Genomic DNA, 25,527 nt, shown 5'->3' with positions numbered 1-25,527 from the left:
AGATGAGTATGTTGAGCCTGTTCAACACAACGACAATAAGCCCAGCGTACTATCAAAGCAGCGATAACCGGCGCAATGTCCTTCGAAAAAGATGATGTATCGGTGGATTTAAATTGAGATCACTCTAGAATTTCGATGCGTTGACGCGTTGTGCCACGTTCACCCAAGCGGATGATGCCGGTAATGAACGAGCCATAAAACCCCGGATGAGAAATCACGTTGGAAAACAATGCCATCATCTCGTCTTTTTCCCGGATTGCCTGTTGGCGTTGCGGCCCCGGCAACGGCGATAACTTCTCCGCGAATGACCAGGCGGCATCGCGGGCTTTTTCCATGCTGAAATTGATGATGGCGGTTTGCACCGAGCCCAGAAAGCGGTTGAGCAACCCCAGCACCGGCCAGATCTGCGCCAATTCGCTTTGCACGCCGCCGACCAAACCCGCCAGGACTTCATTGATTTTGTCGAAATCACCCTTGAGGTTTTGCAGTTCTCCCGGCGGCATGGTTTCCGCTGCGGCGATGCCGAGATCCAGATTGATGTGCGCATTCATGCCCAGTAACAAATGTTGCAACACGATCGGCCACCAATGTTGCGTGGCGTCAAACGCCCGCACCCAAGATTTGGTCGGGGTTTGATCGGTAAAGTGCAGATAACAGGCGCGAATGTAACGATTAGCGAAAATCACATCGAGCCGTTCCATGCGCGGACCGTCGTCAAAATAATTTTCCTGAATGCCTTTCTTGACCTGGATCGTCACTTTGCGGTACAGCGCGGCGAAGTAGCCGATGCGGGAATTATTTTGTTTTGACCATTCGACGATGGCGGTTAATTGCGTAATGACTTCGTCAATGGTTGTGGCCGGGGAAGCAATGGCGGAAGGAAAGCTGGTGGGCGACATGACATCTCCTGGAAATTGTGAGTGCTTGCATCATACGCAATGTGCACGGTGATGCAAGCCAAAGCGGGCGATCCGGTCCGGGTTATGTTGCATTTCCGTCCGGCTGCAATGTTGTATTTTCATAACGTGCCGGGTTTCTTGCTGTGATCCGTTTTCAAGGAAAGTAATTATTCCAGCATGCAATCATCAATATGCTGCCCTTATTCTGGTAGTCGCAGCGCAGCGGCTCTTCCGCGAGGCATTGATTGCAAGTATAATCCGTTCACATTTCCCCATATACCGCCAATTTTCCAACCTATTGGTGGCTTTTCGAGGATTGGAAAAAAATGAAATCGCCTATTCGTATCGCCGTCACCGGAGCAACCGGGCAGATTTGTTATAACCTGTTATATCGCATTGCTGCGGGTGACATGCTTGGCAAAGATCAGCCGGTCATTTTGCAATTGCACGATGTGACCGAAGCGCAACCGTTCTTTGAAGGCGTGGTAATGGAGCTTTATGACTGCGCCTTTCCGTTGCTGGCAGGCATTGTTACCACCGACAATCCGGAAGTTGCATTCGATAATGCCGACATCGCCCTGCTGGTCGGGGCGCGGCCACGCGGTGAAAATATGGAACGGAAAGACTTGCTCACAGCGAATGGCCCGATATTCATTTCGCAAGGAAGGGCGTTGAACGCCGCAGCCAAACGCGACGTGAAGATTCTAGTGGTTGGCAATCCGGCCAATACCAATGCGTATATCACCTTGAAAAACGCCCCTGACTTGGATCCCGGCAACTTTTCGGCGATGCTGCGGCTGGATCACAATCGCGCCTTGTCGCAAGTGGCGTTAAAACTCCGGGCACCGGTGTCCGGCATCAAAAGAATGATCGTATGGGGCAATCACTCCAACACGCAATTCCCGGATTTAAGTCACGCCATGTTCGGCAATGACAAAGTATCAACGCTGATCAACGATGCCGGATGGGTCGAACACCACTTTATCCCGACCGTGCAAAAACGCGGCGCGGCGATCATTGAAGCGCGCCGCGGCAAATCCAGCGCGGCCAGCGCCGCCAATGCGATTATCAATCACATGCAAGATTGGATCTTCGGTACCCGGGAAGGCGATTGGGTATCAATGGGGGTACCGTCGAACGGCAGTTACGGGATACCCAGCGGTGTGATTTATAGTTTCCCGGTCACTTGCCAAAATGGCCGGTATCGAATTGTCGAAGATCTGGAAATCACCGGCGCGGATAACGAGAAAATGCAAGCCAGTTACCGCGAACTGGTCGCCGAACAAGAAGCCATCCGGCACTTATTGGTTTAAGAAATACCCGGAACTACTCCACCATTTGTTGCATTACCCCGTTTGCCGCCTCGCGAATCGCAACCAACAAGGCGGCATCGAGATGGCCGTCGGCGATGCGTTGCGTTCTCTGCTGGAAACGGCTGATCGCTTTCCGCGTTGCGGAACCCAGCACGCCGTCCGCTTCACCGGCGTCGATTCCCAATGCCAGTAAATCCCTTTGCAGTTGGCGCACTTGTTCACGCGAAATTTTGATGGTTTCAACGGGCGGCATGCGGTGCAATCGCGCAGCACCCGCGATCCGGTCGGCCAGATGTCCGACAGATAATGCATAAAATTCCGAGCGATTCCAGCGCATGATCACGTGGAAGTTCTGGGTCACCAAGAAAGCCGGCCCTTGATGACCGGAAGGCACCAGCAGTGCGGCTTTTTGCTCCGCAGGACCCAGCGATGCACCAGATATCGCCGCTACGCCAAGGCGCTGCCACTCGGCATAGCTCATCATCTGATCGCGCCCCGCCAGGGAATAATCGAAAGATGGCGGCAAACGCACTTCTTGCCCCCAGTTTAAACCCGGCACCCAGCCCAATTGGCGTAAAAAATTGGCTGCGGAACCCATCGCATCCGGAATACTCCCCCACAGATCGCGGCGTCCGTCGCCGTCGATATCTCTGGCGTACCTTAAAAAAGTCGACGGCATGAATTGCATATGCCCCATCGCACCCGCCCAAGACCCGATCATCCGCTCTGCGGCAATATCGCCGGCATCAACGATGCGCATCGCATTCAGCAGTTCCTGCGTAAAATAGCCGCTACGGCGCGGATCGCAAGCCAATGTCGCCAGCGAATCGGTGATCCGGAAATCTCCAAAGAAACCGCCGTAGTTGGTTTCCAGTCCCCAAAATGAAACCAGAAATTGCGCCGGTATGCCCGATTCCCGCTCAATCTGCCGCAGCAGCTCGCGATGCCTGGTCAATAGCTCCCGTCCGCGCTGAATGCGTTCTTCGCTGATGCGCGTACCAAAGTAGTTTGCGAATGTTTGCGTGAATTCGGGCTGGCGCCGGTCCAGTTCAATCACGCGCGGCAGATATCTTGCTTTCCCCAGAACCTGTTGGATGGTTTTGTCTGAAATACCTTCGCTCCTCGCTTGATCCTTCATTCTGGAGATGCATTCGCCAAACTGGGGATTACTGGCTTCTGCCGGATGTATTAACAATAAAACCGAGAATGCAACAATAACTGCCTGCAAACTCCTGATATTTAATGGAGACTTGATTGAAGGAATGCTGAACACGATCACCGGCATTTTTTATTTTCGATGCGGGCAGTCGGTTTTTATGCAATCCGCATATAGCGACAAGGAATGCTCTTGCAATTTAAAACCGCGTTCTTTTGCGATGGCGGTTTGACGTTTTTCGATTTCGGCATCGTAGAATTCTTCCACGCGGCCACACTGCAAGCAAACCAAGTGATCGTGATGACCGTCGCCTTTCAGTTCGAACACCGCTTTACCACTCTCGAAATGGTGCCGTTCCAGCAATCCGGCCTGTTCGAACTGCGTCAGCACCCGGTAGACTGTCGCCAGCCCGATGTCTTCGCCTTCATTAATCAGCTCTTTGTAAACATCCTCAGCCGACAGATGCCGCACACTGCTTTGCTCGAATAAATTCAATATTTTCAGTCGTGGCAGTGTCGTTTTAAGGCCGCTGTTTTTTAGATCAATGCTTTTCAGATCATCAAAGTTACCCATAGTTATCTCTGTTCGGAAAATAATTTACTGTATCATATAGCGCCGTACTTACTTTGGAAACATATCATATCAACAAAATGGTTGCGAAATTTACCGTTCTGCTTACTTTCTTGCTGCTGGCAAACTGCTCATACCTGCCGCATGTCATTTATCGGATCGATGTGCAGCAAGGAAACGTCGTTACCGATGAAATGCTGGAAAAATTAAAGCCCGGCATGACCAAATCGCAGGTGTTATTCGTATTGGGATCGCCGCTGATCATTGACGCTTTTCGCGACAACCGCTGGGATTATGTCTATTTGTTCCGGAAAAAAGGTGATCTGGTTGAACAAAAACGGCTCACGCTTTTCTTCGACAATGATATTTTGATCAATATCGAAGACTATATGAATTTCTCGAAAGAGGAGACCGCAAAACAAAAACCGGCTCAAACGCCCCCTGAAAAAGAAGAAAACGCTCCAGAGAACGGTGGTCAAAAATAATTTCTTAACAAACTGTTTTTATTTACTTTAACTAAAGATCAACAGGGAAGATTTATGATAACTCAGAAGATTGCGATCGCAGGATGCTCCGGCCGCATGGGACGGATATTGCTGGAAGCAGTCGCGCAAGCGCCGGATCTGCAACTTGCCGCAGCGCTTGAAAGAACCGGCAGCCCTTATCTGAACAAGGATGCGGGAGAATTAATCGGAGCCGGTTGCGGTATCTCAATCACCAGTGATTATGCAACTGCTTTGAAAAATTGCGATCAATTGATCGATTTCACCCGCCCCGAAGGCACATTGGCGCACCTTGCCGTTTGCCGGGAAGCAGGTGTCAAAATGATCATCGGTACGACCGGCTTCTCCGCGTCAGAGAAAGCGCAACTCAAAGCAGCCTCACAAGACATTGCGATTGTGTTCGCACCCAATATGAGCGTTGGCGTGAATGTCACTTTCAAACTATTGGAGATTGCCGCAAAAGTACTCAACGAAGGATACGATATCGAAATTATCGAGGCACATCACCGTCACAAGGTGGATGCGCCGTCCGGCACCGCGCTACGCATGGGCGAAGTGATCGCGGAAACATTAGAGAAGGATTTGAACAAGGTGGCGATATACGGACGCGAAGGAACAACTGGCGAAAGAAACCCGGAAACCATCGGATTTTCCACTATCCGTGGCGGCGATATCGTCGGAGATCATACCGCGTTGTTTGCCGGAATCGGCGAACGCATTGAAATATCACATAAAGCCAGCAGCCGCATGACGTTTGCAATGGGCGCATTACGCGCAGTCCGCTTTCTCGCCGATAAGCCCAATGGCCTCTTCGATATGCAGGATGTGCTGAAATTACGCTAAAACCCTCGCCATGGCCATTTATGCGATCGGTGATTTGCAAGGCTGTTTCACAGCATTCCAACGCCTCATCGCGTTAATCCGCTTCGACCCCACCCAAGATAAATTATGGCTGGCAGGGGATCTTGTCAACCGCGGTCCGGATTCATTAGCGATCTTGCGCTATGTCAAGCAAGCCGGCGATGCGGTGCAAATCGTACTGGGGAATCATGATCTGCATTTATTGATGGTTGCGGCGGGTATCGGAAGAAATCATCCGAGTGATACCTTGCAGCCGATCCTCAACGCGCCTGACCGGGAGGAATTGTTGCATTGGCTGCGTCAGCAGAAATTATTTCACAGCGAAGGCCCCTATGCGATGGTACATGCCGGCTTGCTGCCCTCTTGGTCCATCGCTCAAGCCGTGCAACTGTCAGCCGAAGTGGAGAACGCTTTACGTCAGGACGGCTATCCCGAAATTTTTTCAGGCATCTATGGCAATGAACCCGATTACTGGTTTGACGACTGGAGCGGCTTCATCCGTTTACGCGTCATCGTCAATGCCATGACGCGAATGCGGATTTGCACTGCCGATGGCAAAATGAACCTTTACTTTAAAGGTGCTTTATCAACCATTCCATCCGATTATTTACCGTGGTTTCGCGTGCCGCACCGCGCCAGTGAACAGCATACCATCGTGTGCGGGCATTGGTCGGCATTAGGGTTACATCTGAGCGATCATGTGATTGCCTTGGATAGCGGTTGTGTCTGGGGCGGGCAATTAACCGCTATTCGCTTGGAAGACCGGAAGATTTTTCAGATTCCTTGCGAATAGGCACCGCCAAGACTTCCGCAATCGCATGCTCGGCCAGGCGCGCCAATTCCCGGCGATTTCTCAAACCGCTTGGAACCGGAGGCGTGAAAGTTAATGCCGCTTCAATCCGCGGCTGGCTGAGTATGTTCTGCAGCGACACAATCAGCGATGAATCGATATACGCCGCTTCCCTGCAAATCCCGCCGGCAACGTTGCAATACTGGATCGCCGCCGGATAAAGCAAGGCATCCGCATTGACTGCCGATTGCAGCAAAGAAGCATGAAAATGGTTTAGTTGAGAGCCGTCGGTCGTCGTGCCTTCCGGAAACACCGTCACCACTTCGCCATTCTCCAACGCCTCTGCAATCTGCTGATTGATACGCTGCGTATCGCTGCGTTTTGCGCGCTCGATAAACAGCGTGCCGACATTCCGGCTTAGCAAACCCAAAACCGGCCATTGACTGATCTCCGCTTTGGCGACAAAACGCGTCGGGCAGGCAGCCATCAGCACGCACACATCCAGCCAGGAAACATGATTGGCCGCCAGCAGCACCCGCTGCACTTGCACTGCCGGCACGCTACCGCAACATTGCAACCGGATTTCAAGACAGGCCAGCACGCCTGTTGCCCATCGCTGCATCATCGATCGCCGGATGTGCTGGGGAAAATAGGGATACACCAGCGATTGCAATACACCGGATATGACATGAAACAGCAATTTAATGACCCGGATAACCTGTAATAGCAGCGGTGTGGTTTTTTGCATGGTATGCATAGGCAACTTGAATAACAAAGCCGGATTTTTGGATTTCCCGGCAATCGGCTAAACCGTTTGCGATAAAGCAAAACGCGCAATAGGTTTCTATTGCGCGTTTTGCTAGATAAAACGAAACTGCAAAAAGAACGGTTAGTAAGAGACTGCCGGTCCCTCAAGCCACAGACAATCCGAAATCAGGCACATACCACCCAATTTTTTCAATACCGGCCGAACTTCGTTGACAATTCTCTGTGCCTGATCATCTTTGCAAGCAAGCACAACCATCACGTTCTCTTGTTCCATCAAAACATCATCCGGATCACGCACACCACGCGATCCCAAACCGCCGGCATTTTTAAGTACCGTATAGCCACGTACTTCACATTTTTCCAATATATCCGTCAGTTGCTCAAGCTGCTCAATACCGATAACGATTTCAAATCGTCTCATAGCAATCGTATTATTCATATTTTCCCCATTAATTGTCCGGTTAATTAAGTACTTTATTATACTGCCATGCCATGGAACCAGTGCGCCATTTCCCAGTAAATCGGTACCCCGATAAAGATATTGAAAGGGAATGTCACACCCAGCGATGCGCCGATTGAAACCGCAGGATCGGCATCCGGCACTGCAATGCGCATAGCTGCCGGTGCAGCAATATATGAACAGCTGGCATACAAGACCGCCAACAGCATGGTGCCGCCTTCAGTCAGACCGAAGATCCAGCCCAAATAAGCGCCAAACATTCCAGCCATCAACGGGAACAAAATCCCGAACGACACAATAAAAACACCTTTTGCCATAACCGCCTTCAACCGCGCCGATGCCAGCAATCCCATTTCCAGCAGGAAGAATGCCAATACGCCCATGAACAAGTCCATGAACATTTTATCCAATGGCGACACCAGTTTTACTACCCCTGCATAGTACCCGATGAGAACGCCCACAATTAACAGATAAAGACTGGTACCGGTCAAAATCTCGTGCATCAGCTTGCCCCATTGGGTTTTTTCACCGCCAGCACCGGCGCGCGCCAGGACTGTACCGGTTACCAACGCGGGTATTTCCATCAGCGCCATAATCAAAACCATATAGCCCTCAGAAGGCTCATCCTTCGCCGCCAGAAAAGCCACACCCACGGCAAAGGTCACCGCGCTGACCGAGCCATAGTGCGCGGAAATGGCGCCGGCGTCAGCCTGAGTGAATTTACCGACGAATCTTAAAATCGGATAAGCGGTTAATGGAACCAAAGCCGATAAAACCACCATGGAAACTGCAATTGGTAATACTTCCATGATTTCATACTTCGCCATTGACACACCGCCTTTGAAACCAATGGCAATCAGCAAGAACAAGCTCATACTCTTGTACAAAGCTTCGGGTATTTTCAGGTCAGACTTGATCACGCCCGCCAAAACCCCAGCAACAAAAAAGAACACTACTGGTTGTATAGTAGCCATGCAACACTCCTTATTTTAATAGTTATATCCATTCCGTTTCATTAATATTTTTCACTCCAGTATCTTCCAGAGTCTCGATGAAATCGAAGCAAAAAGAAAAATGCCCCCTCTAATTGATGGAGAAATTCAATTCTTGAATCAAAATTCTACGAGACGTGACTACCTAGTTAAATTCAGGCGACGAAAAACACTCTGTTTTATACCTGGAAACCCGTGACTGAATTACCCTTCACACGGAAACGTTAACACAGGAAACGTGAAGAATTCGTGAAGAGAACGATGCGTGTTTCTTCAGAAATTAAGGGAAAATAATGTGAAAAGTCGTACCCTTGCCCGGGGTGCTGTCGACTTCGATACGCCAGCCGTAGTGATTGCAGATTCGCTTGACGATTGCCAAGCCGATTCCTAAGCCTTCGCCTTGCTCAGAGCCGCGAAAGAAACGCTCATACAGTAAGGGCAGATAGGCCGGTTCAATGCCGATACCTGAGTCGGTAACGGATAAGCGGCGATTATTGTAATCGACACGAATAAAACCACTCTCGGTGTACTGTACTGCGTTGCGCAGCAAGTTCATCAGAGCGGTATGCAAGGCTTGGCGGTTCAGTACTATCGTCACAGACGGTGCGATATTGACTTCGAAATCCAGTCCTTTGCGGTAAATTTCGGTACAAATCGGCTCAACCGCATCGAAAACGCATTCAGCAATCGCAATCGGCTCGGTCGCGCCCAGCGCTTGCTCCCGCGCCAAGAACAGCAAGGCTTGCAATTGCTCGCCCATGCGCGTCGCCGCGCTTTCGATCATTTTTATCCGGTGTTGCGCTCGCGCCGGTATATCAACAGAAGCAACCAGCAACTCGCAACTGGTAAGAATGGTAGTAATCGGCGTCCGTAATTCGTGGCTGATATTGGCGGTAAACTCTTGCTCGCGCTGCAACATTCGTTTAATGCGGATTTGGTAATCATCCAAGGCTTGCGCCAGTTGCGCAACTTCCTCGTCCATATCCGGTTGCGTCAATAAGCCTGTTTGATCGCCTTCTGTTGCCAGTGAACTGACACGATCCGCCAGATCCGTTACTTGCTTGACCAGCACGCCGGCGAGCAAGTACCCGACGACAAAAGCGATGGCAACCACCGCAAACCAGGAAAATAAGATGATCACTCTTAATTTACTTAACCGTTGCTGATGCAACGCAATCCGGTAGGCAACAAGAAATTTCACGCCCTGGTCAGTGCGCACCAATACGTGAAAATCTTCCAGCCCATAGTAAATCCGATGATATCCCGCATTCAAACCGCGCAAATACGTTGGAATCTGCAACTCGTCATCGATGTTATGAATAACATAACTTTTAAGATGCAAACCGACTTGGTAGATAAAATCGGAGTGCTTTTTATAGCGCTGAACAAGATGATCCATTTCCATCTCGATCACCTGCTCAATATGCTCTTCCTCGATATTATCCGAGACAAAGTAAAGAATAATACAAAGCGTTCCAACGATAAAAACGCTAAAAGTTGTCAGCGCTACGGCAACCCGGTAGCGCAGACTATTTTCATTCGGGAATCTGAACACGCGATGTCAAACAATAACCGAGACCATGCACGGTTTCTATCGGATCGTATCCGCCCGCTTTGGTCAATGCCCGCCGCAGTATGTGCATATGGCTACGCAGTGTGTCACTGGTTTCTTGAACATCTTCCCAGGCTTCCAGTTCCAGTTCCTCGCGGCTGAAAACCCGGCCCGGTTCGCTCATCATCAAAGCCAATAAGCGGATACACTTGGGAGGAAGTTTGACGTTCTTGTTCTCAAAGCGAATCGACAGCGTCTTCGGATCGAAAGAGAGCTTGTCAAACTCCAGCGTGCGATTGGCTACTTTTCCGGCATGCCGCTTATGCAATGCCAATAAACGCGCTTCCACTTCTTTCAACGCAAAAGGCTTGATCAGATAATCGTCGGCTCCCTGTTCAAAACCCGCCAGCTTATCTTCGAGCGTATCGCGCGCAGTCAGCATCAAAATGGGTGTGTCGATTTGTGATTCCTGCCTGAGTTTACGGCATAGTGTCATGCCGTTCATTCCAGGCAAACCCAAGTCGAGCAAAATTGCATCAAACCGTTGCGTAACCGCCAGATGGAGACCAGCAACACCATTCACTGCAGCATCGACCGTATGCCCCCTTGATTCCAGAAAGTCATATAGATTGGCGGCAATCGCCAGATCATCTTCAATAATTAATATATGCATAAGATTACCTGCAACTATCAATTGGTTGTGGTTAAGCGCCTCCGGCATGGAATCTGCGGCTCAAGGTATGGACCGCATTGACTAACGCCGCGGCATTCTCCGGTGGCGTAAATTGCGAAATACCGTGACCGAGATTAAAGACATGCCCGCTCCCATTACCATAGCTCATCAGAATTTTTTCCACCTCCGCGGCAATGACTTCAGGCGTGGCAAACAGCACGGACGGATCGAGATTTCCCTGCAATGCCACTTTATCGCCGACACGGCGGCGCGCTTCTCCGATATCGATGGTCCAATCCAGCCCGACGGCGTCGCATCCGATATCTGCAATCGCTTCCAGCCACAACCCGCCGCCTTTGGTAAAAACTATGCTGGGTATGCGCGAACCATCCTGCTCCCGCTTCAATCCGGCAACAATCTGGCGGATATAATGCAAAGAGAATTCCCGGTATGCTGCATGCGACAGCGCACCGCCCCAGGTATCAAATATCATGACGGCTTGCGCGCCCGATTCGATCTGCGCATTCAAATAAGCCGTTACCGCTTTTGCATTGACGTCCAGGATGTGATGCAACAGCTCCGGGCGTGAATACAGCATGGTCTTGATTTCACGGAATTCGGTACCGCCGCGCCCTTCAACCATATAACAAGCCAGCGTGAAAGGGCTGCCGGAAAAACCGATCAGCGGAACACGATTGTCCAATGCTTTTCTTATTTCCGATACGGCGTCCATCACGTAGCGCAACTCCGCTCCCGGATCGGGCACCTTCAATGCCCGGATTTCCGCTTCTTCCCGCAACGGATGCTTAAACATGGGACCTTCGCCCTGGGAGAAATACAACCCTAATCCCATTGCGTCCGGAATAGTCAAAATATCGGAAAACAGTATCGCGGCATCCAGCGGAAAACGCGCGAGGGGTTGCATGGTTACTTCGGTTGCAAATCCCGGATTTTTGCAGAGCGACAGAAAATCCCCCGCCCGCGCACGCGTTTCATTATATTCCGCAAGGTATCTTCCTGCCTGCCGCATCAACCAAACCGGCGTGTATTCTATCGGCTGCTTCAGCAATGCGCGAAGCAATGTGTCGTTTTTAAGTGTCGTCATTCCAAAGCCTATGCTTATAGTTGTTATAAAAGGCTACATTTTGCACATACCTGAGGAAACACTCATTAATCGACTGCTCGAACGAATCACTTCGCTCACCGGATTAATCAGCGTTTCCCTAACCTTTCCTTGGTTGCAATTTTACCAGCGAATGGCCACCGCGTATATTCTCAATCCACCCGATCAAAATTCAGGCACACCATTTCACTATTCACTATTTCAGTGAAGCCGGATATGTAAATAGTTCAAAGAACTCTCCAGTGCTTCAATAGCACCCGTCAATCCTCTGCAATCGTGAATAAGCGCTGATACTCTTTTATCGCATAGCGATCGGTCATGCCGGCAATATAGTCGGCGATGGCTTGTTGCCCGTCGGCGTCGAATTTCTCCTGATACTTCGATGGTAACAACCGTATTTCCGAACTGAATGCAGTAAATAATTTCTCGATGGTATGGCGCGCTTTGTTATTCATGCGCATCACCCGGAAATGCCGGTACAGATTATCAAACAAGAATTTCTTTAATGTTTGCTGTTCCTGTTTGACTTGCGCGCTAAAACCGATCAACGGGGGTGCCGCATGAACGTCTTCCAGATTACGGATACCCGCTTCGCGGATATTATGCGTGCTTTGCTGTATCAGATCGGTCACCAAGGTATTGATCATATTGCGCACGGTCTCATAAACCATGCGCCGTTCGGAAAGCGACGGATGCATCGCCTTGACGCGCTGAAGGTGGCGGGAAAAAATCGAAACTTCCTGCAATTGCGCCAAATTGATCAAGCCGGACCGTAAGCCGTCGTCGACATCGTGATTATTATAGGCAATCTCATCGGCAAAATTGGCGAGCTGCGCTTCCAAAGAAGGGCTTTTGTGTTGCAAGAAACGCTCTCCCAACGCGCCCAATTTCTGTGCATTTTTTCTGGACACATGCTTGAGAATGCCTTCCCGGGTCTCATAACATAAATTAAGGCCATCGAAAGCCGCGTACCGTTCTTCCAGCACATCGACAACCCGCAGCGATTGAAGATTGTGCTCGAAACCGCCATAGTCCCGCATACAGCCATTCAATGCGTCCTGTCCGGCATGTCCGAATGGCGTATGTCCCAAATCGTGCGCCAAGGTGATGGCTTCCACCAAATCCTCGTTCAATCCCAGGTTTCGAGCAATCGACCGCCCGATCTGCGCGACTTCCAGGCTATGCGTCAAACGCGTACGAAACAAATCGCCTTCATGATTCACGAACACCTGGGTTTTATATTCCAAGCGGCGGAAAGCCGCCGAATGAATGATGCGATCCCGGTCCCGCTGAAATTCGCTGCGCCCGGCCGGCGGATCTTCATCAATCGCGCGCCCTCGTGAATTCTCGCAGGACACTGCATAACCGGCAAGCTTACTCATGCGGCATGCAAGCGAGAATCGTGTCGTTGAGGAGCTCGGCTGGAACATCGGCGCGCATCACCGCTTCTCCAATGCGATTCAGAACGATAAATCGTGTTTTACCGGATTCGACCTTTTTATCCAGCGTCATCAATTGCAGATACTTTTCCACGGGCATCGCGGGCGCGACAACCGGCAAACCCGCCTGGAGAAAAATTCTGCGGATTCGAATCACATCCGCTTCACCAATCAGTTTCATGCGGCGCGACAGCTCCGCCGCCAGTATGGTTCCAGCCGCCACCGCTTCGCCATGCAACCAGACACCGTATCCCATGCCATTTTCGATTGCGTGACCAAAGGTATGGCCTAAATTCAATAACGCCCGCACACCTTTTTCCTGTTCATCGGACGCCACGATTTCAGCCTTGTTCTCGCAGCTTCGCCGGATCGCTTCGTTCAGCGTCATCGGATCTCGCGCCAGCAAACGATGCATATTTTGTTCCAGCCATTCGAAAAACGCCGGATCGCGAATCAGACCGTATTTAATAATCTCGGCGATTCCCGCACGCAATTCCCGGTCGGGCAGGGTATTCAGCGTTGCACTATCGGTTAAAACCAAACGCGGCTGATAAAACGCGCCGATCATATTTTTGCCTAGCGGATGATTGATGCCGGTTTTACCGCCGACCGAAGAATCCACCTGCGCCAAAAGCGTGGTTGGAATCTGGATGAACGGCACGCCGCGCAAATAAGTGGCTGCGGCAAATCCGGTCAAATCGCCGACCACGCCGCCACCCAGCGCCAAAATAGCGGTTTTGCGCTCGCAATGGTTTGTCAGCAGCGCGTCATAAATCAAATTCAATGTTTCCCAATTCTTATGGGCTTCGCCATCGGGAAGAATAATCGGAAGGGAAACGACTCCTTTGGCTTCCAGAGCTGCGCGCAATTGATCCAGATACAATGGCGCAACGGTGGTATTGCTGACAATCGCCACCCGTTTCTGCGGCAAGCAAGATGCAATCAAATCGGCCTGCTGCAAAATCCCGTGACCGACATGGATCGGATAACTGCGTTTCTCGGATGAAGATGTAAAATCTACCGTAATGGTTTGCATAGCGTTCATGTCACTACCGTACATAATGTGATCGAGGTCTTCAGAGATTAATTGATTGATAAGTTTTTGAACCAGAAAACGAACGCCTTGCTTGCCGCTGTCGATGATCAAATGCGCTGTTTCGCGATACAGAGAATCGCGCTGACCATAAAGTTCGCTCAACCGGCCGTACAAGTTATCGGTCTGCAGCAACGGCCGGTTCTTGTCATGCCGGGTACGCCGGTATAAATCATTGACGGATGCCCGCAGATAGATAACGATACCGCTGCGCCGTAGCAACCGGCGGTTGTCCGGACTCAGAATAGCTCCGCCGCCGGTCGCCAGCACAACGTTGTTTTTATGCGCCAAATCAAATAACGCTTCCGATTCGCGCTTGCGGAATCCGGCTTCCCCTTCGATTTCAAAAATGACCGGGATTTTTACACCGGTGCGCTTCTGAATCTCATGATCGGAATCAATGAACTCTTTGTTCAAAGCGCTGGCCAGCGCCTTGCCGATCGTGGTTTTGCCGGCGCCCATCATGCCGATCAGGATAATATTGGTATTTCCGATTTTTTTCTGAAGGGGCTGCAATATTTTCGTTTTACTTAAATTCATACCTGTGATTGTAGCCGAAATCACAGCCTACACGCGGCAACACTTTTCATTGGATTGCATTCCGCCGGGTTTATCCTGCAGATTCCTCGCCTATCGATCGATCGATGCGGTTGGTTGCTGTTGCGTGGCTTTATTATTACTCCCGGGTTGTCCGGGATTTTGCCTGCGTACAAACCAAGAGAAAAATAATGGCACAAAAATTGTCGCGACCGCCGTGGCCAATATCATGCCGCCAAAAACGCCGGTTCCCATCGATTGCCGGGCTGCCGAACCGGCGCCGGTAGCCAGTACCAGCGGCACGACACCCAGTATGAAAGCCATCGAAGTCATCACGATAGGACGGAAACGCAGTTGCGCCGACTGCAAAGCGGCATGGGAGACTGCCATGCCTTGTTTCATTTTCTGATTGGCAAATTCGACCAGCAATATCGCATTCTTCGCGGTCAATCCGACCAAAGTCACCATACCGATCTGAAAATAAATATCATTCGGCATGCCGCGCAGCAAAATCGCCAGCAACGCGCCGGCCATCGCAAAAGGAATCGCCATGATGACCGCCAGCGGCAGCGCCCAAGTCTCAAACTGCGCCGCTAAAATCAGGAAAACCATCACGACCGCGAGACTCAGCGCAATAATCGCGGCCGATCCCATTTTTTTCTCCTGGAAAGCTGCTCCCGTCCAAGCGATCTGATAACCATCCGGTAATGTTCCGGCAGCGACCTCTTCCACCCGTGCAATCGCTTCCCCCGAACTCACCCCCTTCGCGCCGCTACCCATCACTTTAGCCGCTAACAAACCATTGAACCGCTCCAGTTGTTCCGCGCCGACAATGTGCTTCACCGTGCTTAAAGCCGATAGCGGGATCATTGCGCCCGGCTCGGAACGCACATACACTTTGCCGAGATCCTCCGCCGTCATGCGAAATGGCGCTTCCGCCTGCAATTGCACGCGGTAGGTCCGTCCAGAGCGGTTAAAATCATTCACATAGAATGTACCCATGGTGCTTTGCAGGGTGGCATAGATATCCGCTATCGACACGCCTTGGGCAATGGCCTTGGCATCATCGACTTCAATGAAATATTGCGGCACCGATGTCCGCAAGAAAGTATTGACCGTTGCCAACTTGGGTTCTTGCCGCAACGTTCGCATCAACTCGTCGACGACACGGGCCAATTGCGCCGGATCAGAGTTTGTCCGGCTCTGCACAAATAATTCAAATCCACCAGTACTGCCCAGTCCACGAATCGCCGGCGGGTTAAAGGCGATTGCGATTCCATCCGGCTGCTGTGCCCCCACTTCCGACATTTTTTTTACCACATCTTCCGCCGTCGTGGTGCGTTCGGACCAATCTTTCATCCGCAGGAAAATCGTCGACACATTGGTTTTGTTACCGCCGCCAATAAAATCCAAACCGTTGACGGCAAATTGAAAAGTAACGCCGGGTAGCTTGGCCATTTCGGTGGTAATGGCATCGGCGGTTCGGATGGTGCGGCCAAGCGCGGCGCCGTCGGGCAAAATCACCGCACCGAGCACGAAGCCTTGATCTTCCGGCGGCACGAAACTATCCGGTATGTTTCTCACCAGAATGAATACACACATAATCACTGCCATGAATAGCAACGCGCTTTTAATCGAATGACGCAGACTCAGACCGACCATGCCGACATAAAACCGGCGCGTCCGCTCGAAATGACGGTCAAACCAGGTAAAAAAAGCCGATTGCCGGTGCGTGGATCGCAACAACATCACGCATAAAGTCGGTGTCAACGTTAACGCCACGATACCTGAAATCACGCCGGCGACAGCGACCGTTACCGCGAATTGCTGGTACAGTTCCCCAGCAATGCCTCCCAAAAAAGCTACCGGTACGAAAACCGCCGCCAATACCATGGTCATCGCCACTACCGCGCTGGAAACCTGCTGCATCGCTTTCATCGCGGCATCCAGGGGTGATAGCTTTTCCTGCGAGATCAGACGCTCGATATTTTCCAGCACCACGATGGCATCGTCGACGACGATGCCGATCGACAGCACCATGGCAAAAAGCGTCAGCGTATTAATGGAGTATCCCAGCAACCACAACCCGGCAAATGTGCCGATCAACGAGATCGGGATGGCGATGACCGGAATGAGGGTTGCCCGCCAGCTTTGCAAAAATAAATAGACTACCAGCACCACCAGCAACAAAGCCTCTCCCAAGGTCTTCACGACTTCCCAGATCGATGCTTTGACAAACACGCTGGTATCGTAGGAAATGACATACTCCACTCCCTCCGGAAAATACTGTTTCAGTTCCTGCATTCTGGCTTTGACAGCCGCTGCGGTTTCCAGCGCATTGGCGCCGGACCGAAGAAAAATTCCGATCCCAAGACCGGGGTGACCGTTCAGCAATGTGCGCGTTGCATAATCCTGCGCGCCGAGTTCAATGCGCGCGACATCCTTCAAATACAACACACCACGCATGCCATCGGAGCGCAGGATGATCTCTTCGAATTGCTCGGGTTCCAGTAACCGGCCTTTCGCAGTTACTGTATAGACCAGTTGCTGATCAACCAGCGCCGGTTCTTGGCCGATTTTCCCGATCGCTTGCTGCGCATTTTGCGCACGGATGGCGTTCACGATATCGCTGGTGGTGATGCCCAGCTGCGCCATACGATCAGGCCGCAACCAGATCCGCATGGCGTAATCCTGCGCCCCGAAAATCCGTGCTTCGCCCACACCTGTGGCCCGTCGTAAGTCGTCCAACAAATTGATCGTAATAAAGTTGCTCAGAAACAGGGTGTTATGGCTAGGCTCCTTGGAAGTCAACGCAAAAACCAGCAGTAAATCATTGGAGCGCTTCTGCACCGTAATACCGGTCCGCCTGACTTCGTCGGGCAAGCGCGCCAATGCGGTATTGACTTCATTGCTGACATTAAACACAGCCCGGTCGACATCCGTTCCGATTTCAAAGGTAACCGTAATCGTCAACCGGCCGCTGGAATCCGCACTGGAATTGAAGTACAGCAATCCTTCGATGGCGCTCAATTTTTCTTCGATGGGTGCGGCTACGGTTTTAATCATGGTTTCAGCACTCGCACCCGGAAAGGTTGCGGTTACGATGACCGTAGGCGGGGTGATGCGGGGATACTGCTCAACCGGTAATTGCACAACCGCAGCCAAACCGGCGAGCACAATGATGATTGACAATACCGAGGCAAAAATCGGCCTTTCAAGAAAAAATTTAGCCATGTCGCTGTTACCGTATTTTTAGTACCCCTCGCAAAATTCAAGCATTTATAGCAAATTAAGGTTTGGGGCTGATGTGGATCGGATTCAATAACAATCCAAAATTCGAATATTTTTTGGCGTTACTCTGATGGATTCCTTCATTATTGTAACAATCGGTGCAACTGTCGAGATCTTTCTGCATTAGCTCCGGTAACGGTATCGATTTTATAAAAACTATCCAACCATATGATTTTATGTCAATTTATATGAATCCCCCGCAAATCGAACGAGCGAGCGGGTTATGACATCGCCTTGGAACAAACTTCAGTCATGCAGCTACCAAAAAAAACACCACCTGGAAACCAGGTGGTGTTTCGTTATTCTGACTACGACTGGATAAGTTTTAGAACTCTTCCCAGTCGCCCCCGCCACCACCGGCTGCAACTTTGCGGGGCGCCGGTTCACTGGCTACGCTCGCATTCGATTTTACCAATGCTTTTCTCGTTGCCGGGCCGCGATTAGGCAGCTTCGCGACCGCTGCCGGACGGTTACTTCTCTTAACCGGTGTTACCGCTCCATGACCACCTGATAGCCTGAATATGCTGACCGCTTGCGATAGCGATTGCGCTTGTTCTTGCATCGATTCGGCGGCTGCGGCTGCTTCCTCCACCAGCGCGGCATTCTGTTGCGTCACCTCGTCCATCTGCGTAACCGCTTGATTGACCTGTTCGATTCCAGAGCTTTGTTCTTGTGATGCCGCGGAAATTTCGCTCATGATATCGGTCACACGTTTCACCGCGCTCACGATTTCATCCATCGTCGCACCTGCTTCGTCGACCAGACGGGTACCGTCTTCCACTTTCGCCACCGAGTCGCTGATCAGCTCTTTGATCTCTTTTGCCGCCGCTGCTGAACGTTGCGCCAGGGTTCTTACTTCCGTCGCCACCACCGCAAAGCCGCGGCCTTGCTCTCCGGCCCGGGCCGCTTCGACCGCTGCGTTCAATGCCAGAATGTTGGTTTGGAATGCAATGCCATCAATCACGCTGATGATGTCGACAATTTTCTTGGAACTCTCATTAATCGAACTCATGGTTTGCACCACTTGCCCTACTACCGCACCACCCTTGACTGCAACTTCCGATGCACCTGCCGCTAATTGATTCGCTTGGCGTGCATTATCGGCATTTTGTCTGACGGTTGAGGTCAATTCTTCCATGCTGGATGCAGTTTCTTCCAGGCTTGACGCTTGTTCTTCGGTGCGCTGACTCAGATCCGAGTTGCCCGATGCAATCTCTCCCGATGCCGTGGTAATTTGATCCGTGCTCGAACGCACTTTTCCGACCAGGTCTATCAAGCTATCGTTCATTTCTTTTAATGCTTGCAGTAATCTGCCGGTCGACGACTTGGTCGATCCCACCGTTATATTCGAAGTGAGGTCTCCCGACGCGACTTTATGAGCAATCTCTATGGCTTCATTCAGCGGGTCAACGATCGACTTTAATAGCAACATGCCGAACACGGCTGCCGCCACGATACTGACGATCATGATCGCGGATAAAATCATGAAAATAGTCTGAAAATCGGTTTGAGCTTGCGCATATTCCTGCTCGGCAATTTTACTTTGCAAATCCAGCAAGGCAAAAACCGTATCGCGCAAAGCAGTAAACTTCGGTACGGTATCGGCAGCCAGATTCCGTGCCGCAGCTTCAAACTCCCCGGACGACGCTAACTGAATCGTGCGATTCATTGAACTCACATACTGCACGTGCTGCTCACCCTTGGTTTTGGTCAACGCCTCTTCTTCAGGCGTTAAGTACGTTGCAAGATATTTTGCCCACACGCCTTCATTTTGCTTGACCAAGCGGTTCGCATCGTCTCCCAGCGTTTTGGCTGTCGCAACATTATTCGACTCAACCGCATTTCTGGTATTTTCCCGGACTTGATACCAAACATCCAGAATCGAGCTTAGTTGCCCGGTAGTAATCAAGCGATCCTCATAGACCGTTTCCAGTCTGTCATTGCCCTGATTAAAACCATACAAACCAATGGTACCGGTACTCACTAGCAACATTGCCATCATGATCAATACTAAATTTAAACGAAACTTAATTGTCGTTTCTGTAAACATCCCAACCTCCTATGAATTTTTCCTAAAAAACCATCCTGCTAGTTGATGCTGGATTCAATCAATCCCATATCGTGACTGCTCATCAGCTTCTCGATATCAATCATGATCAACATTCGATCATCAATCGTCCCAAGACCCATGATATATTCGGTATCAATCACCGAACCTAGTTCCGGCGTTGGGCGAATCTGCTCAGACTCCAAACTGATCACGTCGGATACGCCATCCACCACGATCCCCATCACCCGCCCTGCTACATTGAGAATAATCACGACGGTGAATTGATCGTATTCCACGCTGCCCAGGCAAAATTTAATCCGCATATCGATGATCGGCACGATGATGCCCCTTAAATTCACCACACCTTTAATGAAGTCGGGCGCGTTGGCTATCTGCGTAATGGCTTCGTAGCCGCGAATTTCCTGTACCTTGAGGATCTCAATCCCGTATTCCTCGCTTCCCAGACGAAAGGTTAGAAACTCATTGGTCACTCCGCTGTTTTGCGGTTGCGGTGACCCGCTTGCTGCAGAGGTCGTCTGCTCCTGTAACATGTTTTCCGCTCCTTCTAGTTACATTGCTGATTTTTGATTAGGGAAGCGCTGATTAATTGACTGCACGAGCGAATTGCTTCGTTGCGCGGTACTCACTCCCTCGCCTATCAGATTGATATGTCTCGGTTGTTGCGTTCCGTGCGCCTCGCCCTTCAGCACGTTCGCTGAATTAATCAGCGCTTCCCTAGGTGATTATTCAGGTATTTACCGATTCAAATAACAGGTAAGATTTTTCTTACGGCTAAAAGAAATATTTTCTTTAATTGATTCCTTGACATTGATGGCCGCATAAAAAACAATGCTGATAAAATATTGTTTCATCAACTGGCTAACGCAGTTTCCGAGCAGTATCAACCGGTGATAAAAATGTTCCGTCTCTACTATTCTAGCGATGATGGAAAAAATCCAAGTATGAAATAAAAAAAGAAAAACCCATTATATTTGTAGGAATATATAAACATCATTGCAAGAACATGGAGAGACTCAGCTTCGTTCGGGAAAGGAGCTGGCATGATGCAGGAGGACAACAAAATGAAGATTCTCGGAATGAATCATTTCACGGTTTTAAGCAGCAACCTTGAAAGCAGCAAAGATTTTTATATCAACATCTTAGGTCTATCAGAAGGCTACCGGCCACCGTTTACGTTTCCGGGCGCCTGGCTCTACGCAGGCGATCAGGCCGTGTTGCATATCATGGCGGGCAAGCCGATACCGGCCGATGCGGCCGGTGTCATCGATCACATGGCTTTTACCGCTTCCGGTTTACAAGCAACTGTCGATAGGCTTAAGCAATGCGGTGTCGCTTATGAATTAAAGCGCTTGCAAGGATTGGAGATATGGCAGTTATTCTGCCATGATCCGGACGGTGCTAAGGTTGAACTGGATTTTCCGGCACACGAACCGGCGCCGGAACAATAACCGGCTATTTCTCGCAATCCGGTCTTTTTCCGGCGGCGCGGGCCTGTTGCATCAATGCCGTGGCTTTGGGCATTAGTTCCTGGAGATCATCGATCCGGGTATCGTGCGACGGATGCGTCGATAAAAATTCAGCCGGTTGCGAGCCTTGACTGGCTTGCGCCATTTTCTGCCAGAGCGTAATGCTCTCGGCCGGATTGAACCCGGCTTTCGCCATCAATTCGATCCCGATCGCATCGGCTTCGCTTTCATGCAAGCGGCTAAACGGCATCAATACGCCATACTGCGTACCGACACCGAGCAGCCCCATGGCGGTCTGACCCATCGGCGTACGCGGCGCAGCAATCGCGGCAATCACCGACATGCCGATTTGCGCGCCCAGTTTCTGTGACATCCGTTCGTTACTGTGTTTCGCCAATACATGACCGATCTCATGCCCTATGACGGCCGCAAGCTGATCCTGGTTGTCCGCCAGATCGATCAAACCGGTATGAACGCCGATTTTCTTGCCGGGCAATGCAAATGCATTCAATGATTTATCCTCGAATACCGCAACTTCCCATTCACCGCCGGTTTCACGCGTAATGGCGTCGGTAATGCAACGCACAAACCGATTCTCGCGCGTATCCTGACTCATCGGTTTTTCATTCTTCATTTCGGTAAATGCTTGTAATCCCATGGCGTCCAGCTCATCATCCGGCATAAATGCCAATTGGCTTCGTCCGGTAGGGGTCGTGGCGCAAGCGCATAAAGTAACTAATATCAACAAAACAACAACCAATCTGAACTTCATAGCAAACTGCTCCATTAAAATAATCGCCGGAAATATGATATAACGTTTTTTCCAACAACATAAAAGGGGAATTTCAAAATGAGCGATCATGTTTATAAAGTGATTGAAATTGTCGGCTCATCGACGAAAAGCAGTGACGACGCTGTTCATCAAGCCATTGCAAAAGCCGGACAAAGCTTGCATAACCTGGATTGGTTTGAAGTCGTGGAGACCCGCGGTCATATTGTTGATGCCAAAGTCGCGCACTTCCAGGTAAAACTGAAAATCGGTTTTCGCCTGGATTAATAAGGCTGCTGCAAGCTTTTGCTGACGATTGTTACAAGTAATGCTTCTTATAGCACGCACCATGCACCATCACGCATTTCGAATCACGCCGTCTTCCAGTTCCACGACACGATCAGCGATATCCAGAATGCGGTAGTCATGCGTAACCAGCAAAATGGTAGTACCCGATTCTTTAGCTAATTTTTTTAAAATTCCGACAGCTTCGTAACCGCTCTGCTTATCCAGCGAAGCTGTCGGTTCATCAGCCAGGACGATTTTAGGTTGCCCGACCAATGCTCTGGCAATCGAAACCCGCTGGCGCTGTCCGCCGGAAAGTTGTTCGGGCCGATAGTCCATCCGGTCGCCCAGCCCCACAGCATCCAGCATCGCTGCTGCTTGTTCAAGCCGCTGCTGTTCCGTCATGGCATCGTGCATTTCCAGGGCCATACTGACATTTTGCAATGCAGTCAATGCTTTGAGCAGGTTATGTTGCTGAAAAATATAACCGGTCTGCTGCCGGATCTTGATTCTGACTGGCTCGGCGCTACCAACCAGTTGCTGATCCAACACGTGCACACTGCCATGGCAGGCTTGGCGCAAACCGCCGACGATGGTCAAAAACGTCGTTTTCCCGGAACCGGACGGCCCGGTCATCAGTACGATTTCACCCTTGTCAATAGACAGCGTGACATCCTTTAAAACCGGACGCTCGATTTCACCGCTGCCGAAGCTGAAGTTGAGATGCTGCACGTCGATAATCCGCGCCATCAGAACATATCCGCCGGATCGGCGGCTTTCAGTTTGCGGATCGCCAGCAATCCAGCTATGGTGCACATGGAAAGAATAAACAAAAACACCGTGCCGAGCTTGCTGAAAGTCATCGGCATCGGCATGAAAATCTGCGATTCAGCCAAATGATATAAAGCCGCCGACAAAATAAGGCCGGGAACGAATCCGAGCACTGCCAGAAAAAACGCCGAGGCAAACACCACCCGGATAAAATAACCATGCTCGTATCCCATCGCTTTCAGTGTGGCGAATTCATAGCGCAGATTGGCAATGTCGGTAAAGAGAATCTGATAGACAATGACAAGGCCGACCACCAATCCCATGATCGTGCCGAAACCGAAAATGAATCCGATCGGCGCCATATCCGCCCAATAATCCTTTTCATGCTTCAACAACTCCTGGTAGGTAAAGATATCGACAAATTCATTGAGTTGCCGTCTAAGTTCTTGTTGTACCTGCAATACCGGCGCACCGGGATGCAGCTTGATCACGCCCAGGTCGATCGCATGATGATTGCGATTAGGAAAAATACGCATGAAATTGAGATCGCTGGTAACGATATTACCGTCAGCCGCAAAAGATACGCCCAAACGAAATACCCCGGCAACGTTGACTTTGTAATCATTGACTTCGGTCGTAACCCGGCCCGCTTCCAGCAATTGCCGTAGGGGTCCGAATTCCGGGCGGGAATATTCGTCGAACAAAATCGTATCCTTAATCCGCATATCAATGCGGTGATCGCGGATACCGGCGATATCGAATATCTCCGCATCGGGATCAAAACCATACACCATCAGCGTTCGCTTCACCTGAGTCTCGATATTCTTGAACGATGCCAGCGCTAAATATACCGGCGTGACCTCGGCTACCGCCGGATTCCCTAGCACTCGCATCAGTTCACGGCGCGGAAATCTGACCGGACGCCACATCGCTTCGGTCTGCTTGTGCATCAAAAACAAATCCCCGGTTAATCGCAACGGTGCGGAGATCGCGCTATCGTACAGAGAATCTCTGAAGCCCAATTGCATGAACACCAGCACGCACGCAAACATCACGCCGGCAATCGCGGCGGCCAGCTTGGTGCGGTCAAACACCAATTGCCGCCATGCCAAACGCGCCGGAAAATAGCACCAGCTAGCGAGATTCATGGCACGAAACGTATTTTGACTTGACGGAAAATCTGATGCCGCAGCACCCCGACTGCGTCCGCTTCTAGCGTCAAGCGCACTTCCACGATACGGTTGTCGATATCCGCCAAAGGATCGGTATCGTTTAAATCGTTTTTCTTTACTTGAAAACCGATTTCCCTGACCTGTGCCCGATAAGCCCGCGACAAACCGGTCGCGCTGATCAAGGCCTGCTGTTCCGGTTTAATTTGCAACAAATCGGCTTCATAAACTTCCGCAACCACATCCAGTTGTGTTAAATCCGCCATTTCCAGTAAACCGCTATCCTTAATACGCTCGCCGGGGCGCGTCAGGATTTTCAAAACGGTGCCGGTGATCGGTGCATAAATGAAAGCATTGTCCAGTTCGGCTTCGGCGATGTTCTGTTTGAAGCGGGCGTTGGCTATCTCGGCGGATAAGCGTTGTATCGTCGTTTCGGATTGTTGCAATGCCAAACGTTTGCTATCGGCTTGCGATTCACTGGTGGCGACATCTTGTTGCAACGACCGGTAACGTTGGAATTCTCTCTGGTTGAAAGCCAGCGAGTGCTTTTCCACTTTCAATTGCGCTTCAAGAACCGTCACAAAAGTCCTGGCAGCCTCGACTTCCGCTTTTCTTTTTGCATGATCCGAAAGAATTGCCAGTTTGCCGCCGGAATTAACCAGATCGCCTTCTTGAACCAGCAATTGCCGCACCTGAGCGCCTTCCGGCCCGGCGTTGTGGGATATTTTAATGACCCGGGAGCGCGGCTCAATCCGCCCCAATGCGCCAATACCCTGATTGCCGCTCACCAGCGCTGCGGTATCGGCGTATGAACCGGTATGCATAGAAAACCAGCCGATCATAACAAAACAGCAAAAAAAGCTCCGCTGTAACGGATGAATTCTTCTCATGATTCTTTTTTATGTGGATGTCGGATTGAAAGAGACTAAGCGCGGCGGATAGCAGTATAATCAGCCAATTTACAGAAAAAAATCAC

At 50.6% G+C, this 25,527-nt stretch carries 25 protein-coding genes and 1 pseudogene; 7 read left to right on the top strand and 19 right to left on the bottom strand.

Annotated elements, in window-relative coordinates:
• Positions 1-119: 119 nt before the first annotated feature.
• Complete coding sequence (locus tag RBH92_RS03440) at positions 120-899, bottom strand: DUF5995 family protein (RefSeq protein ID WP_307933280.1); 780 nt, start codon at positions 897-899, stop codon at positions 120-122.
• A 21-nt stretch (positions 900-920) separates the two neighbouring features.
• On the opposite strand from RBH92_RS03440, the gene RBH92_RS03435 reads away from it, so the two are divergent.
• On the top strand, positions 921-1,046 hold the full coding sequence (locus RBH92_RS03435; protein ID WP_307933279.1) for a hypothetical protein: 126 nt from the start codon (positions 921-923) through the stop codon (positions 1,044-1,046).
• A gap of 179 nt (positions 1,047-1,225) precedes the next feature.
• Complete coding sequence (locus RBH92_RS03430; RefSeq protein WP_307933278.1) at positions 1,226-2,212, top strand: malate dehydrogenase; 987 nt, start codon at positions 1,226-1,228, stop codon at positions 2,210-2,212.
• 13 nt (positions 2,213-2,225) lie between these two features.
• Here RBH92_RS03430 and RBH92_RS03425 read toward each other — a convergent pair whose 3' ends face one another.
• Positions 2,226-3,497, bottom strand: coding sequence for a lytic murein transglycosylase (locus RBH92_RS03425; RefSeq protein WP_307933277.1), 1,272 nt, complete (start codon positions 3,495-3,497; stop codon positions 2,226-2,228).
• Between the two features lie 3 nt (positions 3,498-3,500).
• On the bottom strand, positions 3,501-3,941 hold the full coding sequence (gene fur / locus RBH92_RS03420) for a ferric iron uptake transcriptional regulator (protein ID WP_307933276.1): 441 nt from the start codon (positions 3,939-3,941) through the stop codon (positions 3,501-3,503).
• 77 nt (positions 3,942-4,018) lie between these two features.
• On the opposite strand from fur, the gene RBH92_RS03415 reads away from it, so the two are divergent.
• Genes RBH92_RS03415 through RBH92_RS03405 form a run of 3 tightly spaced genes read left to right on the top strand, consistent with a single transcriptional unit; the run spans position 4,019 to position 6,095 of the window.
• The gene (locus RBH92_RS03415) at positions 4,019-4,423 is read left to right on the top strand and encodes an outer membrane protein assembly factor BamE (RefSeq protein ID WP_307933275.1); all 405 of its coding nucleotides are present in this window, start codon (positions 4,019-4,021) and stop codon (positions 4,421-4,423) included.
• Between the two features lie 54 nt (positions 4,424-4,477).
• Complete coding sequence (gene dapB / locus RBH92_RS03410; RefSeq protein ID WP_307933274.1) at positions 4,478-5,284, top strand: 4-hydroxy-tetrahydrodipicolinate reductase; 807 nt, start codon at positions 4,478-4,480, stop codon at positions 5,282-5,284.
• Between the two features lie 10 nt (positions 5,285-5,294).
• The gene (locus RBH92_RS03405) at positions 5,295-6,095 is read left to right on the top strand and encodes a symmetrical bis(5'-nucleosyl)-tetraphosphatase (protein ID WP_307933273.1); all 801 of its coding nucleotides are present in this window, start codon (positions 5,295-5,297) and stop codon (positions 6,093-6,095) included.
• Here the strand turns inward: RBH92_RS03405 and RBH92_RS03400 are convergent.
• The 12 genes and pseudogenes from RBH92_RS03400 to RBH92_RS03345 all read right to left on the bottom strand — a co-directional run bounded on the left by RBH92_RS03400 (position 6,049) and on the right by RBH92_RS03345 (position 20,621).
• On the bottom strand, positions 6,049-6,840 hold the full coding sequence (locus RBH92_RS03400; protein ID WP_307933272.1) for a lysophospholipid acyltransferase family protein: 792 nt from the start codon (positions 6,838-6,840) through the stop codon (positions 6,049-6,051). The genes RBH92_RS03405 and RBH92_RS03400 overlap by 47 nt on opposite strands.
• Before the next feature lie 141 nt (positions 6,841-6,981).
• Positions 6,982-7,299: a P-II family nitrogen regulator gene (locus tag RBH92_RS03395; RefSeq protein WP_292925312.1), complete on the bottom strand. Its 318-nt coding sequence runs from the start codon at positions 7,297-7,299 to the stop codon at positions 6,982-6,984.
• Between the two features lie 38 nt (positions 7,300-7,337).
• Positions 7,338-8,294 (bottom strand): sodium-dependent bicarbonate transport family permease, encoded by a 957-nt coding sequence (locus tag RBH92_RS03390; protein WP_292925311.1) that lies wholly within the window; start codon positions 8,292-8,294, stop codon positions 7,338-7,340.
• Positions 8,295-8,592: 298 nt separating this feature from the next.
• Complete coding sequence (locus RBH92_RS03385; RefSeq protein ID WP_292925310.1) at positions 8,593-9,867, bottom strand: sensor histidine kinase; 1,275 nt, start codon at positions 9,865-9,867, stop codon at positions 8,593-8,595.
• Complete coding sequence (locus RBH92_RS03380; protein ID WP_292925309.1) at positions 9,848-10,537, bottom strand: response regulator transcription factor; 690 nt, start codon at positions 10,535-10,537, stop codon at positions 9,848-9,850. Before RBH92_RS03380 ends, RBH92_RS03385 begins: the two co-directional genes overlap by 20 nt.
• Before the next feature lie 31 nt (positions 10,538-10,568).
• The gene (gene hemE, locus RBH92_RS03375; RefSeq protein WP_307933271.1) at positions 10,569-11,642 is read right to left on the bottom strand and encodes a uroporphyrinogen decarboxylase; all 1,074 of its coding nucleotides are present in this window, start codon (positions 11,640-11,642) and stop codon (positions 10,569-10,571) included.
• Positions 11,643-11,920: 278 nt separating this feature from the next.
• Complete coding sequence (locus RBH92_RS03370) at positions 11,921-13,042, bottom strand: deoxyguanosinetriphosphate triphosphohydrolase (RefSeq protein ID WP_292925307.1); 1,122 nt, start codon at positions 13,040-13,042, stop codon at positions 11,921-11,923.
• Positions 13,035-14,135 (bottom strand): 3-dehydroquinate synthase, encoded by a 1,101-nt coding sequence (aroB, locus tag RBH92_RS03365; RefSeq protein ID WP_307933920.1) that lies wholly within the window; start codon positions 14,133-14,135, stop codon positions 13,035-13,037. The genes RBH92_RS03370 and aroB overlap by 8 nt, the downstream gene beginning before the upstream one ends.
• A 108-nt stretch (positions 14,136-14,243) precedes the next feature.
• Positions 14,244-14,654 (bottom strand): annotated as a pseudogene (locus tag RBH92_RS03360) (shikimate kinase); the annotation flags it as partial.
• A gap of 168 nt (positions 14,655-14,822) precedes the next feature.
• Positions 14,823-17,963, bottom strand: coding sequence for an efflux RND transporter permease subunit (locus RBH92_RS03355; protein WP_307933270.1), 3,141 nt, complete (start codon positions 17,961-17,963; stop codon positions 14,823-14,825).
• Positions 17,964-18,345: 382 nt separating this feature from the next.
• The gene (locus tag RBH92_RS03350; RefSeq protein WP_307933269.1) at positions 18,346-20,070 is read right to left on the bottom strand and encodes a methyl-accepting chemotaxis protein; all 1,725 of its coding nucleotides are present in this window, start codon (positions 20,068-20,070) and stop codon (positions 18,346-18,348) included.
• 38 nt (positions 20,071-20,108) lie between these two features.
• The gene (locus RBH92_RS03345; protein WP_307933268.1) at positions 20,109-20,621 is read right to left on the bottom strand and encodes a chemotaxis protein CheW; all 513 of its coding nucleotides are present in this window, start codon (positions 20,619-20,621) and stop codon (positions 20,109-20,111) included.
• A 510-nt stretch (positions 20,622-21,131) separates the two neighbouring features.
• Between RBH92_RS03345 and RBH92_RS03340 the strand changes: the two genes are divergently transcribed.
• Positions 21,132-21,539: a VOC family protein gene (locus tag RBH92_RS03340; RefSeq protein WP_307933267.1), complete on the top strand. Its 408-nt coding sequence runs from the start codon at positions 21,132-21,134 to the stop codon at positions 21,537-21,539.
• A gap of 4 nt (positions 21,540-21,543) precedes the next feature.
• Here the strand turns inward: RBH92_RS03340 and RBH92_RS03335 are convergent, their stop codons facing one another.
• Positions 21,544-22,329, bottom strand: a complete 786-nt coding sequence (locus RBH92_RS03335; protein ID WP_307933266.1) for a M48 family metallopeptidase — start codon at positions 22,327-22,329, stop codon at positions 21,544-21,546.
• 78 nt (positions 22,330-22,407) lie between these two features.
• Between RBH92_RS03335 and RBH92_RS03330 the strand changes: the two genes are divergently transcribed.
• Positions 22,408-22,614, top strand: coding sequence for a dodecin (locus RBH92_RS03330; protein WP_307933265.1), 207 nt, complete (start codon positions 22,408-22,410; stop codon positions 22,612-22,614).
• A gap of 69 nt (positions 22,615-22,683) precedes the next feature.
• On the opposite strand, the gene RBH92_RS03325 is transcribed toward RBH92_RS03330, so the two are convergent.
• The 3 genes from RBH92_RS03325 to RBH92_RS03315 are packed head-to-tail and all read right to left on the bottom strand — an operon-like array spanning position 22,684 to position 25,393.
• Entirely contained in the window at positions 22,684-23,361 is a 678-nt protein-coding gene (locus RBH92_RS03325; protein ID WP_307933264.1) for an ATP-binding cassette domain-containing protein, read from the bottom strand.
• Positions 23,361-24,530, bottom strand: coding sequence for an ABC transporter permease DevC (gene devC / locus RBH92_RS03320; RefSeq protein ID WP_307933263.1), 1,170 nt, complete (start codon positions 24,528-24,530; stop codon positions 23,361-23,363). The genes RBH92_RS03325 and devC overlap by 1 nt, the downstream gene beginning before the upstream one ends.
• A complete protein-coding gene (locus RBH92_RS03315) occupies positions 24,527-25,393 on the bottom strand; it encodes an HlyD family efflux transporter periplasmic adaptor subunit (RefSeq protein ID WP_307933262.1) in 867 nt (288 codons plus the stop codon). The genes devC and RBH92_RS03315 overlap by 4 nt, the downstream gene beginning before the upstream one ends.
• Positions 25,394-25,527 lie beyond the last annotated feature (134 nt).

It is taken from the genome of Nitrosomonas sp. sh817 (assembly GCF_030908545.1).
Classification (GTDB): domain Bacteria; phylum Pseudomonadota; class Gammaproteobacteria; order Burkholderiales; family Nitrosomonadaceae; genus Nitrosomonas.
This window is presented reverse-complemented; position numbering and strand designations above follow the sequence as displayed.